Consider the following 17,463-nt stretch of genomic DNA (forward strand, 5'->3'; position numbering starts at 1 on the left):
TACTTAACTGAGCGTACGAATCATTCGTTCCTGATGCGAGGCGTTATGTTTTTATAAATCCATTTTCAATTGTTCCGGTAGCAGGCGGAACGATTTCCGATGTAAGGGGCTTGGACCTAATTTCCGGATTCCTTCACGATGCGCCTTAGTAGGATATCCCACATTTTTTTCCCACCCATACCCCGGGTATTCCCTGGCGAGATGGGCCATCCACTCATCCCTATACGTTTTGGCCAGGATGGAGGCGGCAGCAATGCTGGCAAATTTCCCATCCCCCTTGACCACGCAGTCAAAGGGAATGGAACTTGTTGATTTGAACCTGTTGCCATCAATCAGTAAATGATCCGGTTTCATAGTGAGCGCCGCTACAGCCCGATTCATGGCCAGGAAGGAGGCATTTAAGATATTCAGCCGGTCGATTTCTTCCACATCCGCACTGCCAATAGCCCAGCACAACGCCTTGGATTTAATTTCTTCCGTTAACACTTCCCTCCGGGTTTTTGCTAATTTTTTGGAATCGTTGATCCATTCGTTGGCGTAACGATGTGGAAAGATCACGGCTGCGGCTACCACAGGTCCGGAGAGGCAGCCCCGGCCTACTTCATCGCAACCCGCTTCGGTTCTGTCAGCTTTTAAATAGGGTAGCAGCATTGGGGTAAAATTCCTTTTCCTTGTAATATTTATGAATAAGTTCGGCTACCAAACCCGTCCAACCGGTCTGGTGAGAAGCTCCTAACCCCCTGCCATTGTCACCATGGAAATATTCGTAAAACAAAATGAGGTCCTGAAAATGAGGGTCCTGCTGCATTTTCTCATTGTCTGCATAAATGGGGCGGTTTCCGTTTTCATCCTTTCGAAACAGGTTGATCAGGCGCAGGGACAATTCCTTGGCAATCAAGTCCAGCGTGATAAATTTTCCTGATCCTGTCGGATATTCGATGGAGAAAGTGCCCCCATAATAGAAGTCAAACTTTTTAAGGGATTCGATGATCAAAAAGTTTATGGGGAACCAGATGGGGCCGCGCCAGTTGCTGTTTCCTCCAAACATCGTGGTTTCGGATTCTCCTGGGGCATATTTGACGGAAAATCGGTTGCCGTTGATTTGAACGGAATAGGGTTTTTTTAGATGATCCTTGGAGAGGGAACGGATTCCATAATCTGATAGGAATTCACTTTCGTCGAGCATTTTGTGAAGGATACTTTTCATCCGATGTCCCCTTAACAAGGAAAAAAGCCTCCTTTTTTCGTGTCCTGGATGTATCCAATTGGATACCAGGGCAGCTAACTTCGGTTTTTCTTTAAAAAAGAAATCCAGTCGATTTTTGAATTCCGGAAGATCGTCAAAAAGCTCCTCCCGGATCGGCTCTACCGCAAATAAGGGGATGATGCCTACAATAGACTTGACTTTCATTAGCCTGGGCTCTTCACCGGAAAGGTGCAGCACATCGAAGAAAAAATTATCTTCGTCGTCCCATAAGCTGATATTTTCTTTTGAAATATTGCTCATGGCACCGGCAATGTACAGAAAGTGTTCCAGGAACTTGGTAGCGGTATGCTGATAGACCTTATTGAATTCACAAAGGTCCAGGGATATTCGCAGCATGTTGAGACAAAACATGGCCATCCAGGATGTGGCATCCGCTTGCTCCAGCTTCCCAAACAACTTGTCTACATGGCTTCGGTCAAAAACACTAATATTATCAAGTCCCAGGAAGCCGCCCTCAAAGATGTTTTTCCCTTCTTCGTCTTTCTGATTCACCCACCAGGTAAAGTTTAGCAGTAGTTTATGAAACGCACGCTCTAAAAATTCCTGATCGCCTTTATTTTTCCCATTGTATTTCTTGTCAATTTGATAAACCCGCTGAACCGCATAGGCATGTACAGGAGGGTTCACATCGTTAAAATTCCATTCATAGGCTGGCATTTGCCCGTTTGGATGCATGTACCAATCATTCAATAGCAACAGCAGTTGGTCCTTAGCAAAATCAGGATCTAATCTGGCCAGGGGAATACAGTGAAAGGCCAGATCCCAGGCGGCATACCAGGGGTATTCCCATTTATCCGGCATGGAAATGATGTCGTAGTTTTGCAAGTGGCGCCAATTACCGTTTCTGCCCGATTTTCTTTCCTGGGGCGGTTGATACCTTCCCGGGTCTCCTTCCAGCCAGCGCTCGACGTTGAAGTAGTAAAATTGTTTGCTCCATAACATCCCGGCATAAGCCTGGCGTTGGATCAATTTCATTTCCTTATCCTTAACCCGTTCTTGCAAGCCTTCGTAAAATGACTCCGTGTCCTGTATACGCTCCTGAAAGATATCATTTGCCGCTTCCAGGGGAGCGTCTGTTTCCGCATGCTGCATGCGCAATGTTACTTCCGCTTTCCCCCCTGCCGGGATGGTTAGTTTATAGATAGCGGCCGCTTTGGTACCCACAAATTTTGGGTTGAGGTGCTTTTTTTCCCCATGTACGAGGTAGTCATTGATGGCATCTTTGAGGAACTTTTTCTGGTTTCCAATATGATACAGTCGCTCCCTGTTTGTTTCGTTATCACAAAATTGTAATTCGGGTTCATCTGAAAATGTAAAATGATAATTCCCCGATTTGGGAGAAAAAGCCTTGATCTTGTTTGGCCCTTCCTTTTTCAAGCTGGGCATAAAAGGCTCATCTCCTGTAAACCAGGTTTTTCTAAACCAGATGGTGGGCATCACCCAAAGCGTGGCTTCTTCTGTCCCTCTATTGTAGACCGTCGCTTTTCCCAGGATATCTTCTACATCTGCTTTAGCGTACTCTAAAAAAATATCGAAATAGGCATTCTTATCAAATACACCTGTATCTAACAGTTCAAATTCTTTTTCATTTTTTCCCCGCAACTGGTTTTCTTCCAATAATTGCTGATACGGAAATGCTTCTTGTGGGTATTTATAAAGCATTTTCATATAGCTATGGGTAGGAGAAGCGTCCAGGTAATAATAGAGCTCTTTTACATCTTCTCCGTGATTGCCTTCATTTCCGGTAAGTCCATATAAACGCTCTTTTATCAGGGGATCTTTTCCATTCCAGAATGCCCAGGCCAGGCAGAGTTTCTGCTTGTGATCGCTGATTCCTCCGATACCTTCCTCTCCCCATCGATAAGCTTTACTCCGGGCATCGTCATGGGTGACATTTTCCCAGGCAGATCCGTCCGGACTGTAATCCTCCCTCACCGTTCCCCATTGTCTTTCGGTAAGATAGGGTCCCCATTTCTTCCAATGACGGATTTTCTCTCTGTTTTCTTTTAATCGCTCTAACTCTATATTCATGGGTATTTCCGTCCTACGTAAACAAAGAGCGAATTTAAGTCATTTACGGTTCAAATTGCCAAATTTTCCCGGTTCTATTTGGATTTTTTTGCTTCAGGGTTGAATCACTCACTCCAAACCTTCGTGTTGGCTACCAAACTTATTTTCGCTTGTTTTTTTTAGCCTGGCAAATTGATTTTTGACTACTAAAAACGGATTGTTACCCATAAAAATATGCCGGATACATTAATTTGCTACCGGAATTTTAGATCCTTGCATTTCTTGCATCCATTCGGCAAAGCAGGAATCCAGAGAGTGCTGCCATTCGGCAAATTGCTCGAAGGAATCGGTAGACGATGAATTGGATGCTGTTAATCGCGCTAGTAATTGCGGATCAAAGTTTTTAGCACCCAGGCCGGCACCCGATTTTTCTGCATCCAACGCATTACACTGTTGCTCATATTGCCCTTCCACCGGCACCATTAAGGTTTTTTTTCCCAGATACATGGCCTCGGCGATCGACTCAAATCCGGCAGTGGATAAGTACGCTTTGCATTGGCTTAACTTTTCTACAAACAAACGATCGTCAATTTGGTGAAACGTCAGGTTAGCCAATGGCTGGTATCTACGTGGCATTTCTCCGGCATCCCAGAAGGCCTCAATGGTTATTTCCGGGTATTTTTTTGCCAATTCAAAAATTTCCCGGGCATAGCCCGAATTGACAATGTAAACCAGAAAGAAGTTTCCCGAAAGTGGGAGAGCGGAACGAACCGATTTTTTCACCATGGGAGGCCAAACACTGTAGTTCTTTACAGCAGCCTTTCTTACCGGTTTCCATAGGGATAAGGCGATGATTTTGGAGGCATTCCAACAGGTGATTTTGGTATTTAGTTTAAACAATAGTTTTTGAATACCCCCCGGCTGGGCAAACGTGAAATCCGGATGATAAATCAGGTATTGATGTCCTATCACAACAAAGGACGATCTGGAAGGATAGATCATCGCATAAATTCCTCCCAGCATATCGTAAAAATTCAGGATACAATCCGGCCTCTCAGCGAGGACAAGCTGATCTAGTTTTCGGATGCTTTCTGTATAGTAGGGGAGTTTCTTTACGTTGTCCCATAAGGTAGCCCCCATTTTGATGGCTTTATTGGCTTTGTCGGTCACAAAATTGGGACTTTGAATCCGGTGGATGGGACAGGGAAAAGCTTCCAGAAAATAATCCGGTGCTTTTCTTCGGTCGCTGGAGCCCAGTACGACCGACCCGATATCGTGGCCATGTTGCTGTAACAACGCTCCAATCACCATGGCCTGCGTCATGTGCCCCCTTCCTTCTCCTTGTACAATAAACAGGAATTTCATTGTCGGCTAGCTAAATTTATCCAGCGGTCTGGCAATAGGCTCCTTTAGGGGAATTACCTTGCTTTCGAATGGTTTGGCTTTCCCGAAATCCAACTCATTGTAATAAATGAGTTGCCAGTTTCCTTCCTGATCTTCTGCCAGGGCACTTAACGATTCCACCCAGTCACCTGAATTGTAATATTCGATGCCGTCAATGGTCCTGATTTCTGCCTTGTGTATGTGACCACAGATAATGCCATCGCAGCCTTTAGAGCGGGCTATTTTACACAATTCCGTTTCAAATCCGTCGATATAGGTAACGGCCGATTTAACCCTGGATTTCACATACTGGGACAAGGAAAAATAGGGCAATCCTTTTTTCCTACGGTAGTGGTTCACACGGGTGTTGAGCCAAAGTAAAAAAGTATATCCCATATCCCCCAGGTAAGCTATCCAGCGCAGGTTAGTAGTGATATTGTCAAATACATCTCCGTGAGTAATAAAGTATTTCTTTCCGTTGCTTTCGTAAATCAGGTCTTTACGTATGGAAAGGTTGCCGATTTCCAAGGGCAGTACCTGGTCCAGAAAATCATCGTGATTTCCCCGCAGGTAGATCACTTTGGTACGATCGCAGTCGATCATTTTCAGAACCCTTTTGAAAACCCGGGTGTGTTTTCGCTTCCAACTGCCTGATTTTTTAAGCTGCCATCCATCGATAATGTCGCCGTTGAGAATCAGATTTTCGCATTGATATTGTTTGAGAAACCTGACCACTTCTTTGGCCTTGGACCCTTTTGTTCCCAAATGAATGTCGGAAAGAACGATGGTTTTAAAGTTTGTTTCCAAAGTATTCTTGTTTTGGAAGCAATATAGGCCGGCAAGATAAACTGTTGATGAATTGCTGTTTATCAAAATGCTATGAAAGTACTTGAGCGACCGATCGTTGTGAATGAATTGTTACCGGGCCGTTAAGTACGGGAACAGGATATCAGGCATTAAAGATCAATTTAAAGATGGTTCCCTGGCCCAGGGTGGATTTTACCTGAATATTGCCCTTATGCCTGCGCATGATTTGCTTGGAAAGGCTAAGCCCGATCCCAGAGCCTTTCTTTTTGGTCGTGAAAAAGGGGATAAATATCTTGCTAAGCGCTTCCTCTTCGATGCCTTTACCACTGTCTTCTACTTCGATGATGATTTTTCCATTGTCATCGATAAAGGCACGTAGGTAGATTTTCTTATCGGGAAGGTTTTCGACGGCATGAATGGCATTCTGAGTAAGGTTAATCATCACTTGTTCGATTTGCGAACTGTCTGCAAACAAGAGCAGGTCTTCAGGGGTAATTTGTTTTTCAAGTTTCACATCCTGGGACTCCAGCTGGTTTTGAAGTAAAAGATCCATCTGGTCAAACAATTCCCGGATTTTTATCGCAGAAAATTTGGGAAACGGGATATGTGCCAGGCTTCTGAAATCACTTACAAAATTGATCAATCCTTCACTTCGCTTCTCTATCGTAGACAATCCCATTTGATAATCTCTCAGTTCCTCCATTTCTACGGTTTCTTTTTGCCGCATCTTGGACTTTATATCCGAGCTGATGGTCGCCGCCAGAGAGGAAATCGGAGCGATGGAATTCATTATTTCATGCGTCAGTACCCGAATAAGATTTTGCCATGCTTCCATCTCCTTTTCTTCTAACTCACTCTGAATATTTTGCAAGGAGACTAATTTAAATTTTACGTCCCTTAGTACCAATTCAATCGCATAAACAGAAAGCTGCATAATCCCATCCGGATGGGCAATCTTTATCAATTCGCTTCCCCCGGTTCGCAGGTTTTCGATGGCATGATGTAGCTCTTTATTAATGGATGCGATTTCCTGAATATGGGATAGTTTGTCGATGTTGAGCATGCGCTTGGCAGCCGTATTGAGAATCTGCACGCTGCCATCTGACTCAAACGTGATCAATCCGATACTGAGGTGTTGGAATACTGTCCTGAAATAATGGAAGTTGGCCTCTTTTTCTATCTGGTCTTCCTTGAGTTTGGCCAGAATCGCATTGAATTCGATGTGCAAGTCATCGGTTTCTGTACCGTCAAATTTTACCGGATATACCGTTGCGTAGTTGTTTTGTTTTATATTGTCTAGAAATTGGCGCACTTTTTTAAAGCTACTTTCTGCATAGCGAATCAGCAGGATCAGTTGCACAAATGTCAGGATAATAAATAGCGAAATCGCAAAGACTCCGGAATCATTAACAATGATGTAAGCTAGTAAAAAGAGCGTGAGGGTTAGTACAAAAATTCTTCCCAGTAAGCCGACTTTATAATCCATATTTCTCCAACCTTCTGTACAAAGAGGCTCGTGTCAACCCCAGTGCTTTTGCTGCTTTGGAAATGTTGCCGCCGTTTTTGTCTATGGCTTTCTGAATAAGGTTTTTTTCCACCTCGTCCAAATTGTAAGTGTTGCTGCTTACTTTATCATTGGATGGTTTGGCCGACAGAAAGAAAAAATCCCTGCTATCCAGCTCATCTCCTTCTGCCATGATGATGGCCCTTTCGATGGCATGCTGCAGTTCCCGAATATTTCCCGGCCAACTATACCGTTGCAACAACTGCAGCGCATTTGGCTTTAGTCCTTTAAATTGTTTACGGTATTTTGCGGCGTACACGGTAAGAAAATGTGATGCCAGAATGGGAATGTCATCCTGCCTGTCACGAAGGGGGGGAAGGAAGATTTCTACCGTATTGATCCGATATAGCAGGTCTTGCCGAAAGGAATTTTCAAGGATCATGTCGTGCACCGGCATGTTGGTGGCGCAGATGAGTCGAATGTCTACCGGAATGGATTTATTGGTTCCGATACGGGTAACTTCTCTTTTTTGCAATACGGTCAGCAGTTTGGATTGTAGGGGCATGCTGAGGTTTCCGATTTCATCCAGAAATAAGGTACCCTTATCCGCTATTTCGAACCTGCCGGCACGGTCTTCCTTTGCATCTGTGTACGCTCCTCGTTTGTGACCAAAAAGCTCACTTTCGAATAAACTTTCCGTAATAGCACCCATATCCACCCCAACGAAAATTTCATCTTTTCTTTCGGATCGATCATGGATGGCACGGGCGATCAACTCTTTTCCGGTCCCGTTTTCGCCAAGAATAAGAATATTGGCATCGGTTCCAGCCACCTTTTCGATGATGGAAAACACGTTCTTCATCGAGGCACTTTGGCCAATGATCTCTGAAAAAGGTTTTTTTAGATCTGCCTGCAATTGCTTTTGCCGATTGGACAACTTATCTACCTGATTGTAGCTTTCTTTTAGCTTGACCGCCGTCGAAAGCGTGGCCAGTAATTTCTCGTTTTGCCAGGGCTTCAAGATAAAATCCGTCGCTCCCTCTTTTAACGCCTGCACCGCCATTTCCACATCTCCAAAAGCAGTGATCAGGATGACGACTGCCTTGGGATCTATTTCTTTGATCTGTCGCAGCCAGTGAAACCCTTCTTTACCGGAAGTGGTGTCTTCCGTGAAATTCATATCCAGAAGAATGACGTCAAAACTCGTGTTATTGACTAAAAACGGAATTCTTCTGGGATCTTTTTCAATAAACACCTCTTTCGCATGCTTCTTTAGCAACATTTTAGCCGCGAATAACAGGTCCTCATTGTCATCCACTATCAAAATCTTCCCCAAATTCGTCTCTTCCATTTTTTTAATTTTATCAATGCTTAAATAATGCCAGGTTTCCATCGGCTAATTTAACCAGAAAAAGCCAATTCTTGAATTTATTTGTTCGTAAATGGACATTTTAAGTACGCAATTGGACAAGTAGCGATTCCTTGTACAATGAATTTTAATAGCCTGATAAAAATGTTACCTTTGTTGTTTAAACAAACAAATACAAACTTATGTCTGTAGCAACTAAAGGAAATACCGTAAAGGTACACTACACAGGAAAACTAAAAGACGGAACTATATTTGACTCTTCTCAAGATCGTGAACCGTTGGAATTCATCTTGGGAGATGGGAAAATGATCAAAGGATTTGATGTTGCCGTTGAGGGCATGCAAGTTGGAGATGATAAAAGTGTTACCATTCCTTCTGAGGAAGCTTACGGCCAGAAAAGAGAAGATATGATGCTGGATGTTCCTTTGGAGCAGGTTCCTGCCGAAATTAAGCCTGAAGTAGGAATGGATCTTTCCATCCAAAATCAACAAGGACAACCAACTCCGGTAAAGGTAGTCCATGTCGATGAAGCTAAAATCACGCTTGATGCCAATCACCCGCTTGCTGGAGAAGATCTGGTTTTCGATATCAAATTGGTAGAAGTAAAGTAATCGTTATTTAAAGCCGGTTAAGAAAAAAGGGAGCGTTTGGCTCCCTTTTTTTATTCGTCAAGATTCACGTTTCTTTCCATGCTTCCGGGTGGGTTGGCATACACACTTTTGGTCTTATTATACTTTGCATTGCCCACTTCTACCACAAACAGTTTGCTGTTTAAATGGGTAAAATCATAGTTTTTTTGCATACCGTCTGTAGGATTTAGTTGGTCGTGCAAAATCAAATTCCCTAAAATATCGTATATTTTTACATCCGTCAGTTGTTTTCTCGGCTTTTCCAAAACCAACTTGAATCGCTTATTCCCCAGGGATTGAAGGTTAAAGTTTACCGGAGCAGAACCCAAGTCTGAGGGAAATGATATTTCAGTTTCAATCAGTTGCCTGACATTCTGTGCACCTACAAAGAATGTACTTGCACCATAAAAAGCTAACAAAAGGAATACTAAGGGTATGTATTTTTTCGTAATTTTATCTCCATCCATTAACGCACAAATTGCAAAAATTGAACCGAAAAATTTTAATTTTTCACCTATAATTAATATTAATTAACAAATTTATAATTTATTAATTAATTTTTTGTCCCGATAGATATACAATATGAGCGGTTTTATGTAAGTGGTGCTGCCCGGTTAAGTATGGATTCAAAAAGCCTCCGGGCGGTTGAATGCCCGTAAGATATGAGTATCCAATAAAATCACTTTATTCGTTGTTAATGCCAACGCCTTAATTTCCGGTAAATCGGGCAAACGAAGTTGGGTACTCACATCCGATAGAAAGTTGGTTTTAAGCAAGTAATCACCCTCCAGGTAGTAGATAAACTCCTGATCAATAAAGGCCGGAACCTCTCCGGGAATGTGTATTTTTTTAATAAAATTTGCCTGATTATCAAAAAGATATATCCCCTCCGTCGCTATTTGTAGAAACAATAAATTTTTTCTTTCCTGTATCTGCAGGATTTCCAAACTACTATGAGGAAGTAATGCCATTAGGGGTTGTTGCTGTACCAGGTTACCGGAAGACAGGTCGATTTTTTTAAGCCTCAAGTCGGTCTCGTCGTACAGCCAAAGCCCATGATTATTTCCCTGGCTAGCATGACTGATATAACCCGTAATACCCAGGTCGGCCATTGTACTCCTATTGATTGGGTTTAGAAAACGATCGAGGATTTCAATTTGCTGCTGGCTTGCCGAAAACAAGAAAATGGATACCGTCCAAAACGCATCCAATTGGCTCAATGGCGCGCTGAACGCGGGAGCATAAATATTCAGCGAATCACCCTGTTCGCTAAATTGTCTTAAGTAGCCGTTTTGGTCACTTACGAAAATATTTCCTCTCCGGTCAACGGATAACTTGTCTGCTTGCTGCAACTCCAGCGTCCAGGCCGTTTCGGATAGTTGCTGCACGTGGCCGGGGAAGCTTATGCCCAAGCTGAAAGCCTGAATCAAGAGAATAGTTTTAATCAGATTTAATCGCATATCCATTGTACGATTTGAGTTGAAAAAACCATCCGTCAAATTCGCCATAGTGGGATTGATTGACCCATTCCCCTAAATTGAAATAGGTGGAATTTCCATGAAGGGGCAGGTTTAACGGTAAGTGCCGGTGGCCGAAAACATAATAATCAAAATGCATCTTTTTTTCAATTTCCAGGCAATATTGGTAAAGCCACTCGTTGTCTTTTCCCTTAAATTCCCCCTCTTGTTTCTGATCATTGGTTAGCCGGCTGTTTTTTGACCAGGAATGGGCGATAGCCATGCCAATGTCCGGATGAATCCACTTGAATAGCCATTGGCAGTATTTGCTTGTAAAAATCCGTTTTAAGATCTTGTATTTTCGGTCTCCCGGACCCAGCCCGTCTCCATGGCCTACCAAAAACTTTTTCTGGTTAATTTCCATTTCCAGGGGATGGTGAAATACCGGGATTTCGAGTTCCTCTGTAAAATAATCCCGCATCCACAGGTCATGATTGCCAGTAAAGAAAAAAAGCGGAATGCCATCGGCCCGCATGGAAGTTATTTTAGAAATAAAACGGACAAACCCTTTCGGAATAACTTTTTCATATTCAAACCAAAAATCAAAAATATCTCCTAAAAAGAATACCGCGGCGGCATCTTTTTCAATTTCTCCCAGCCACTTGATGATTTTTTGTTCCCGCTCCCTGCTCGATTTCAAGTCCGGAGTTCCCAGATGAAAGTCAGAAACAAAATATACTTTTTGCTGATCTTTTAACCGGATCTTCATTTTGCCAGGGAGAGAGGTATTGGTTCCGGACACGGACATAATTGTTCTCAATTTTCTAAAAAGAGTCATACCGGGAAAATCATACCGACCGGCATTGACCTATCAATGACTTTAACACTATAAATATAGCGGAATAAAAACGAATCACTAAAGCAAAGCCTTGCCCATCGGCTTGATTTTTTATCTCCTGTTCCTGAGAGCTATTAAAATAATGAATTCCGGTAAAAAAGTGGCTTAGCCTCTCCTTTTTACCGGAATCATCAATTAGAATAACAAGGAAATCAATCCCTATTTTCGATTACGTCTTCCTTCGTCTCTTCCTGCTCTCCAGAGGCATCTTCCTTTTTGGGTTCGATTGTTTCTATTTTCTTACCATCTACCACCTTTGTAAATTTTTCATACGTGGTTTCCTTATCAAAAGGCCTCTTTCCGATGAGGTTCTCCAGGTCTGACTGAAACAATATTTCCTTTTCAAGCAACTTCTGGGCAATTATCTCAAGTTCCTTTTTTCGCTCCTTAAGTAAGGTGATTGTTTTTACGTAAGAAAACTCAATTAACTTCCGGACCTCTTCATCGATGGTTTGAGCAGTATTTTCAGAATAGGGCTTATCTAATTTGTACTCGCTTCCCTTGCTGTCATAAAAGGAAACATTTCCTATTTTTTCATTCATCCCGTAGATGGACACGATGGAATATGCCATTTTGGTTATCCTTTCCAAATCGCTCAAAGCTCCGGTGGATATTTTTCCGAATATGATTTCCTCGGCAGCACGGCCGCCGAGTGCCATGCACATCTCGTCGATCAATTGCTCGGTTTGGTAAAGGAATTGTTCTTTGGGCAGGTATTGGGCGTATCCCAACGCAGCAATTCCTCTTGGGACAATACTGACTTTTACCAAAGGATCTGCATGCTCTAAAAACCAGCCAGCCACTGCATGGCCCGCCTCATGGTAGGCAACAATTTTCTTTTCCTCTGGAGAAATGATTTTGTTTTTCTTCTCAAGACCTCCTATGACCCGATCCACGGCATCCTGAAAATCCTGCATATCGACCGCCTCTTTATTTCTTCTGGCAGCAATCAACGCCGCTTCATTACAAACGTTGGCTATTTCAGCACCTGCGAATCCCGGGGTTTGAGCAGCCAGTTTTTTCGGTTCCACATCATCAGCTGTCTTAATAGGCTCCAGATGGACTTTGAAAATGGCTTCTCTACCGACCATATCCGGCTTGTCTATACTAATTTGACGATCAAAACGACCCGCTCTAAGAAGTGCACTGTCCAATACATCCGGCCGGTTAGTCGCTGCTAAAACGATCACTCCTGAGTCCGTTCCGAAGCCATCCATTTCCACCAATAAGGAGTTCAGGGTATTCTCCCTTTCATCATTGGATCCTGGCATCTGTCCTTTGCCTCTTGAACGACCGATTGCATCTATTTCATCTATAAATATAATACAAGGAGCTTTTTCTTTTGCCTGCTTAAAAAGGTCACGGACTCTAGCCGCTCCTACTCCCACAAACATTTCTACAAAATCAGAACCTGACAAAGTAAAGAATGGGACCCCTGCTTCACCGGCAACGGCTTTGGCCAATAACGTTTTACCGGTACCGGGAGGGCCAATTAATAAGGCTCCTTTGGGAATTTTGCCTCCCAACTTGGTGAATTTACCCGGCGTTTTAAGAAATTCTACAATTTCTTCTACTTCTTCTTTGGCTTCGTCCAAGCCTGCCACGTTGTCAAAAGTGATCTTGACCTTATTTTCAGCGTCAAATAACTGGGCCTTGGATTTCCCCACATTGAAGATCTGACCTCCGGGCCCACTCGGTCCCGACATCCGGCGCATCATCATCCAAAAAAGGAAAAAGATTAATATCAAAAAGCCGAAGCTGGAAATCCAATTACCCCAACTCTCCTCTTCTTTGGCAGAATAACCTATGCGTTCTTCCTCAGGCAACTGTTCTTCCAAACGGGTATAGCTTTCAATAAAATTGTCTACAGAAGCAATGTTGATCCGATAGTGAGGTCCGGTAGGATTATAGAATCTGTTCTGGGCCTCCAATTCATCTTTATAACGTTGATTTTCCAATGCGGCCTCCCGTAGCGAAACTTCTACGTAGTTCTGGTTGTAGATCACGGTTACTTTCTGAACATCGTTACTTAGCACCATGTCTTCAAAACGCTTCATCGTGATTTCCAGGGTGGCCGAATTCTGATTGAACCAAGTCACGCCTATCAAAACAATTACCGCGGTAATTATCAACCAGAGTTGAAAATTGGGCTTTTGAGGTGGCTTTGGAACAAACTTTTTAGATTTATTTTTATCACTCATGTTGATTTTTTTATTACTATAAACTTTTTGTACAACGAAATAAAAAAATGAAAGTTTAAATCCATCGGATTTAGTGACTGTTTATTTTGGTCACCTTGGCATCTCCCCAAAGCTCTTCCAACTGATAAAATTCTCTTTTCTCTTTCAGGAATATGTGCACGACCACATTAACATAGTCCATTAAGACCCATTGCCGGTTATTTTTACCCTCACTTTTCCAGGGTTTTTCACGGTTGGTTTTGTAAACTTCTTCTTCCACGGAATTGGAAATACCTTCAATCTGAGTGTCAGAGGTACCCGAACAAATCACAAAAAAGTCAGTTATCGTGCTGTTGATGTCTCGTAAATCCATTACCACTATCTCGGAAGCTTTTTTATCTTCCATTCCTTTCACTATCACTTTGCTCAACTCCTCTGCCGTCATATATTTTTTCTGGTATTTTTTTTAGTAATCTCCATTTTTTGGCTAATTTCAATGCAATTTTAAATATCCTGATTATGCAATAAAATAACTAATTATAAATGCATAAAATCCTTGCCAATACGGTATTTTTGGGAAAAGATTTGCAAATACTGACAGACTGTCACTCTACGAATGATTTAGCCGTCTCCCGGCTCCGGTCTGGAATGGCAGCAGAAGGTACCGTCATCCTCACCCATCATCAAACGCAGGGGAGAGGACAAAGAACGAATACCTGGCATGCCAAACCCGGGTTGAACCTCACGTTTTCCATGATTTTCAAACCGGATTTTCTCAAGGTAGATCAGCAATTTGTTCTCAATATGGCCATTGCCCTTGGAGTGCAAAAGGAACTCTGCCGTTTGGTTTCCGGAATTACCATCAAATGGCCCAATGATTTTCTCTCCCCGGAAGGAAAGAAAATTGGCGGAATGCTGATCGAAAACACCCTGTCTGCCAACCGGATAGCTGCTTCGGTGGCTGGGATAGGAATTAATGTAAATCAACATGAGTTTCCGGTTCCGATGGCGACATCCCTTGCCAACCTCACCAACAAATCCTATTCATTGGAACAGTTGCTCGAATGTTTGCTGATTTCGGTGGAACGCTATTACCTGCGGTTAAAAGCCGGTGATCAGGAAGCGATCCACAAAGAATACCTTAGTCAGTTACACCGCTTTGGAACCTGGGCGAGTTATGAAGATGAGCAGGTATTTACTGGTAAAATAGTTGGGGTCGGTAAGCACGGACACCTAAAAATCAAGAAACAAAATGGAACGACATCCAGTTATGATTTAAAACAAATCCGATTCATTTAATTACCCTATTTTCTTTTGTGTCCTCGAATACTTAAATTTGCTAAAATTTAATTTAAACCATAGTAAAATAAACATGTCTACAACCAAATCTCAAAAATATACCCAATACAAAGTCAAGGATATCTCGCTTGCTGCATATGGAAGAAAGGAAATCAGGCTGGCGGAAAGTGAAATGCCCGGACTGATGGCATTGAGAGAAGAGTATGGTGCTTCTCAGCCCCTTAAAGGGGCACGGATTGCCGGATGCCTTCACATGACCATACAGACAGCGGTACTGATAGAGACCTTGGTTGCACTTGGGGCGGAGGTAACCTGGTCCTCCTGTAACATATTTTCCACACAGGATCACGCAGCCGCTGCCATAGCAGAAGCGGGAATAAGTGTTTATGCCTGGAAAGGCCTTTCTGCCGAGGATTTTGATTGGTGTATCGAACAAACCTTATTTTTTGGAGAAGATCGCAAACCCTTAAACATGATTTTGGATGATGGGGGAGATCTGACGAATATGGTTTTGGATAATTACCCTGAGTTAGTTTCCGGAATCAAAGGGCTGTCGGAAGAAACAACTACTGGCGTTCACCGACTCTACGAACGAATGAAAAATGGAACGTTAACCATTCCAGCGATTAATGTAAACGATTCGGTTACCAAATCGAAATTTGATAACAAATACGGCTGTAAGGAATCGCTGGTAGATGCCATCCGAAGAGCTACTGATATCATGATGGCGGGAAAAGTAGCGGCAGTAGCCGGTTATGGTGATGTTGGAAAAGGTTCGGCTGCCTCATTGAGAGGTGCTGGCGCACGGGTGATCGTATCGGAAATTGATCCGATTTGTGCCCTGCAAGCAGCCATGGATGGGTTTGAAGTTAAAAAAATGATGGATGCGGTAAAAGAGGCCGATATCGTCGTAACCGCGACTGGTAATAAAGACATCATTGGCGAGGCACATTTCAAAGCATTGAAGGATAAAGCGATTGTTTGCAATATCGGCCATTTCGACAATGAAATAGACATGGCCTGGTTGAATGGGAATTATGGGCATACCAAGGACGAAATCAAACCTCAGGTAGATCTTTACCACTTGGATGGCAAGGATATCATCCTATTGGCGGAAGGCAGGTTGGTGAATTTGGGCTGTGCCACGGGACATCCTTCATTTGTTATGTCTAATTCCTTCACCAACCAAACGCTGGCGCAAATGGAACTTTGGAACAATACGGATCAATACGAAGCGGGTGTGTACATGCTACCCAAACATCTGGACGAAAAAGTAGCTGCCTTGCATTTGAAAAAGTTGGGTGTCGAGCTAGACGAGTTGACGGGTGACCAAGCATCATATATAGGTGTAAATCAACAGGGACCCTTCAAACCCGACTATTACCGGTATTAATCAGTCCTTTAGAATAGCAAAAGGTAAAGCCCGGACGTTGTGTCCGGGCTTTTTTATTGCGTTGGAATGCATTGAATACCCCTATCTGAAAGATCCAAAAGGTTAAAATTTTTGTAAAGTGAGCGCATATAGGCAGGTAAAGACTTGGTGCGAAAGCTTGTAACGATTAATTTTAGAGTATAATCCAATTTGATGAAGACACTTTCTTTTGTATTTATACGGTTAGGTATTGGAATTAGCATGTTTGGTCATGGCCTGGTAAGGATTCCCAAACTCAACGAATTTAGTAGCGGGATGGTAAGCCGTTTTAGCGAATCTTTCTTACCCGGCCAAGTGGTACTACCATTTAGTCTGATTTTACCGTTTCTGGAGTTGTTAATAGGACTCTTGCTAATCCTTGGGTGGAAAACCCGACTTACGGGAATTTCCGGAGCCATATTGATGCTCTTCCTGATGTTCGGAACCTCCATGATAGAAAACTGGGGGGCGCTGCCCTCGCAGATGATTCATTTATTATTTTTCGTTTTGGTATACGAGTTTCATCAGGTAAATACGTTGGCTCTAGACCGAATTAATGCTCCATCTAATTAAATGTATATGATCGAAAAAGAAGATCTTAAATCTCATTTACCTTTTATCACCGATTCCAGACTGAGAGATGCCCTGGTGAAAGAGGGTAGGCTTATGGAAATTGAAAAGGGGAAGGCCATTATGGAACCTGGTCAGTTTATAAAGATGGTGCCCATCATTTTAGAGGGTAGCATCAAGGTCTTACGAATGGACGAGGAAGGTAGGGAGTTATTTTTATATTACCTGGAACCGGGGCAGACCTGCGCCCTTTCCCTAACCTGTTGCTCTGCTTCCAAACCCAGCGAGATAAAGGCCGTTGCCGAAGAGCGTTCGGTTATATTGGCCATACCTGTTCAGGTACACGAGCAATGGTCCGATGAATTTAAACAATGGAAGGACTATGTGTCCAGTACCTACCAATTCCGGTTTCAGGAAATGCTGGAGACACTGGATGCGGTAGCCTTTAAGCGCATGGATGAGCGACTGATGCGCTACATTGTAACCAAAATGAAACAGGCCAAAGCCAACGAACTGCACACCACTCATCAGGAAATTGCCTCCGAATTGGGAACATCGCGTGAAGTAATTTCCCGCTTGCTAAAGCAGTTGGAAAAGAAGAAGTGGATAGAACTGGGTAGGAATGTGATTTATATCAGAGATGATTTTGAAGAGTTGATTAGCAAATAAAATCCCTCTA

The 17,463-nt window shown here is 42.9% G+C and carries 16 protein-coding genes; 5 read left to right on the top strand and 11 right to left on the bottom strand.

Annotated elements, in window-relative coordinates; all coding sequences use genetic code 11:
* Positions 1-51: 51 nt before the first annotated feature.
* The 6 genes from GJQ68_RS17900 to GJQ68_RS17925 all read right to left on the bottom strand — a co-directional run bounded on the left by GJQ68_RS17900 (position 52) and on the right by GJQ68_RS17925 (position 8,322).
* Positions 52-651, bottom strand: a complete 600-nt coding sequence (locus tag GJQ68_RS17900; RefSeq protein WP_162340324.1) for a ribonuclease HII — start codon at positions 649-651, stop codon at positions 52-54.
* Positions 626-3,298 carry an MGH1-like glycoside hydrolase domain-containing protein gene (locus GJQ68_RS17905; RefSeq protein WP_162418669.1) on the bottom strand — a complete coding sequence of 891 codons (2,673 nt, stop codon included), beginning with the start codon at positions 3,296-3,298 and terminating at the stop codon, positions 626-628. The genes GJQ68_RS17900 and GJQ68_RS17905 overlap by 26 nt, the downstream gene beginning before the upstream one ends.
* A gap of 225 nt (positions 3,299-3,523) precedes the next feature.
* Complete coding sequence (locus tag GJQ68_RS17910) at positions 3,524-4,642, bottom strand: glycosyltransferase family protein (protein WP_162418670.1); 1,119 nt, start codon at positions 4,640-4,642, stop codon at positions 3,524-3,526.
* A 6-nt stretch (positions 4,643-4,648) separates the two neighbouring features.
* A complete protein-coding gene (locus tag GJQ68_RS17915) occupies positions 4,649-5,467 on the bottom strand; it encodes a UDP-2,3-diacylglucosamine diphosphatase (protein ID WP_162418671.1) in 819 nt (272 codons plus the stop codon).
* A gap of 142 nt (positions 5,468-5,609) precedes the next feature.
* The gene (locus GJQ68_RS17920) at positions 5,610-6,953 is read right to left on the bottom strand and encodes a sensor histidine kinase (protein ID WP_162418672.1); all 1,344 of its coding nucleotides are present in this window, start codon (positions 6,951-6,953) and stop codon (positions 5,610-5,612) included.
* Positions 6,943-8,322 (bottom strand): sigma-54-dependent transcriptional regulator, encoded by a 1,380-nt coding sequence (locus GJQ68_RS17925; RefSeq protein ID WP_162418673.1) that lies wholly within the window; start codon positions 8,320-8,322, stop codon positions 6,943-6,945. Before GJQ68_RS17925 ends, GJQ68_RS17920 begins: the two co-directional genes overlap by 11 nt.
* Before the next feature lie 200 nt (positions 8,323-8,522).
* Here GJQ68_RS17925 and GJQ68_RS17930 point away from each other — a divergent pair, with 200 nt between their 5' ends.
* Positions 8,523-8,951 (top strand): FKBP-type peptidyl-prolyl cis-trans isomerase, encoded by a 429-nt coding sequence (locus GJQ68_RS17930; RefSeq protein WP_162418674.1) that lies wholly within the window; start codon positions 8,523-8,525, stop codon positions 8,949-8,951.
* A gap of 50 nt (positions 8,952-9,001) precedes the next feature.
* On the opposite strand, the gene GJQ68_RS17935 is transcribed toward GJQ68_RS17930, so the two are convergent.
* The 5 genes from GJQ68_RS17935 to rsfS all read right to left on the bottom strand — a co-directional run bounded on the left by GJQ68_RS17935 (position 9,002) and on the right by rsfS (position 13,949).
* Entirely contained in the window at positions 9,002-9,436 is a 435-nt protein-coding gene (locus tag GJQ68_RS17935; protein WP_235941728.1) for a hypothetical protein, read from the bottom strand.
* A 159-nt stretch (positions 9,437-9,595) separates the two neighbouring features.
* The gene (locus GJQ68_RS17940) at positions 9,596-10,429 is read right to left on the bottom strand and encodes a hypothetical protein (protein ID WP_162418675.1); all 834 of its coding nucleotides are present in this window, start codon (positions 10,427-10,429) and stop codon (positions 9,596-9,598) included.
* Positions 10,410-11,195 carry a UDP-2,3-diacylglucosamine diphosphatase gene (locus tag GJQ68_RS17945; protein WP_162340489.1) on the bottom strand — a complete coding sequence of 262 codons (786 nt, stop codon included), beginning with the start codon at positions 11,193-11,195 and terminating at the stop codon, positions 10,410-10,412. The genes GJQ68_RS17940 and GJQ68_RS17945 overlap by 20 nt, the downstream gene beginning before the upstream one ends.
* A gap of 281 nt (positions 11,196-11,476) precedes the next feature.
* On the bottom strand, positions 11,477-13,525 hold the full coding sequence (gene ftsH / locus GJQ68_RS17950) for an ATP-dependent zinc metalloprotease FtsH (RefSeq protein WP_162340332.1): 2,049 nt from the start codon (positions 13,523-13,525) through the stop codon (positions 11,477-11,479).
* 70 nt (positions 13,526-13,595) lie between these two features.
* Positions 13,596-13,949, bottom strand: a complete 354-nt coding sequence (gene rsfS / locus GJQ68_RS17955) for a ribosome silencing factor (RefSeq protein WP_162340333.1) — start codon at positions 13,947-13,949, stop codon at positions 13,596-13,598.
* Positions 13,950-14,047: 98 nt separating this feature from the next.
* Here rsfS and GJQ68_RS17960 point away from each other — a divergent pair, with 98 nt between their 5' ends.
* From GJQ68_RS17960 to GJQ68_RS17975, 4 genes are all read left to right on the top strand, one after another.
* A complete protein-coding gene (locus GJQ68_RS17960) occupies positions 14,048-14,803 on the top strand; it encodes a biotin--[acetyl-CoA-carboxylase] ligase (protein ID WP_162340334.1) in 756 nt (251 codons plus the stop codon).
* 73 nt (positions 14,804-14,876) lie between these two features.
* Positions 14,877-16,196 carry an adenosylhomocysteinase gene (gene ahcY / locus GJQ68_RS17965; RefSeq protein ID WP_162418676.1) on the top strand — a complete coding sequence of 440 codons (1,320 nt, stop codon included), beginning with the start codon at positions 14,877-14,879 and terminating at the stop codon, positions 16,194-16,196.
* 192 nt (positions 16,197-16,388) lie between these two features.
* Entirely contained in the window at positions 16,389-16,787 is a 399-nt protein-coding gene (locus tag GJQ68_RS17970; RefSeq protein WP_162340336.1) for a DoxX family membrane protein, read from the top strand.
* Positions 16,788-16,796: 9 nt separating this feature from the next.
* On the top strand, positions 16,797-17,453 hold the full coding sequence (locus tag GJQ68_RS17975; RefSeq protein WP_162340490.1) for a Crp/Fnr family transcriptional regulator: 657 nt from the start codon (positions 16,797-16,799) through the stop codon (positions 17,451-17,453).
* The last annotated feature ends 10 nt before the right edge of the window (positions 17,454-17,463 follow it).

This window comes from Cyclobacterium roseum, assembly GCF_010119225.1.
GTDB classification, from domain to species: Bacteria; Bacteroidota; Bacteroidia; order Cytophagales; family Cyclobacteriaceae; genus Cyclobacterium; species Cyclobacterium roseum.

Bases quoted from the DNA above. Each gene is read 5' to 3' on its own strand.
- GJQ68_RS17910 (WP_162418670.1), bottom strand. From the start codon at position 4,642: ATGAAATTCCTGTTTATTGTACAAGGAGAAGGAAGGGGGCACATGACG.
- GJQ68_RS17945 (WP_162340489.1), bottom strand. From the start codon at position 11,195: ATGAAGATCCGGTTAAAAGATCAGCAAAAAGTATATTTTGTTTCTGAC.
- GJQ68_RS17935 (WP_235941728.1), bottom strand. From the start codon at position 9,436: ATGGATGGAGATAAAATTACGAAAAAATACATACCCTTAGTATTCCTT.
- ftsH (WP_162340332.1), bottom strand. From the start codon at position 13,525: ATGAGTGATAAAAATAAATCTAAAAAGTTTGTTCCAAAGCCACCTCAA.
- GJQ68_RS17960 (WP_162340334.1), top strand. From the start codon at position 14,048: ATGCATAAAATCCTTGCCAATACGGTATTTTTGGGAAAAGATTTGCAA.
- GJQ68_RS17970 (WP_162340336.1), top strand. From the start codon at position 16,389: ATGAAGACACTTTCTTTTGTATTTATACGGTTAGGTATTGGAATTAGC.
- GJQ68_RS17925 (WP_162418673.1), bottom strand. From the start codon at position 8,322: ATGGAAGAGACGAATTTGGGGAAGATTTTGATAGTGGATGACAATGAG.
- GJQ68_RS17900 (WP_162340324.1), bottom strand. From the start codon at position 651: ATGCTGCTACCCTATTTAAAAGCTGACAGAACCGAAGCGGGTTGCGAT.
- GJQ68_RS17930 (WP_162418674.1), top strand. From the start codon at position 8,523: ATGTCTGTAGCAACTAAAGGAAATACCGTAAAGGTACACTACACAGGA.
- ahcY (WP_162418676.1), top strand. From the start codon at position 14,877: ATGTCTACAACCAAATCTCAAAAATATACCCAATACAAAGTCAAGGAT.
- GJQ68_RS17920 (WP_162418672.1), bottom strand. From the start codon at position 6,953: ATGGATTATAAAGTCGGCTTACTGGGAAGAATTTTTGTACTAACCCTC.
- GJQ68_RS17905 (WP_162418669.1), bottom strand. From the start codon at position 3,298: ATGAATATAGAGTTAGAGCGATTAAAAGAAAACAGAGAGAAAATCCGT.
- GJQ68_RS17940 (WP_162418675.1), bottom strand. From the start codon at position 10,429: ATGCGATTAAATCTGATTAAAACTATTCTCTTGATTCAGGCTTTCAGC.
- rsfS (WP_162340333.1), bottom strand. From the start codon at position 13,949: ATGACGGCAGAGGAGTTGAGCAAAGTGATAGTGAAAGGAATGGAAGAT.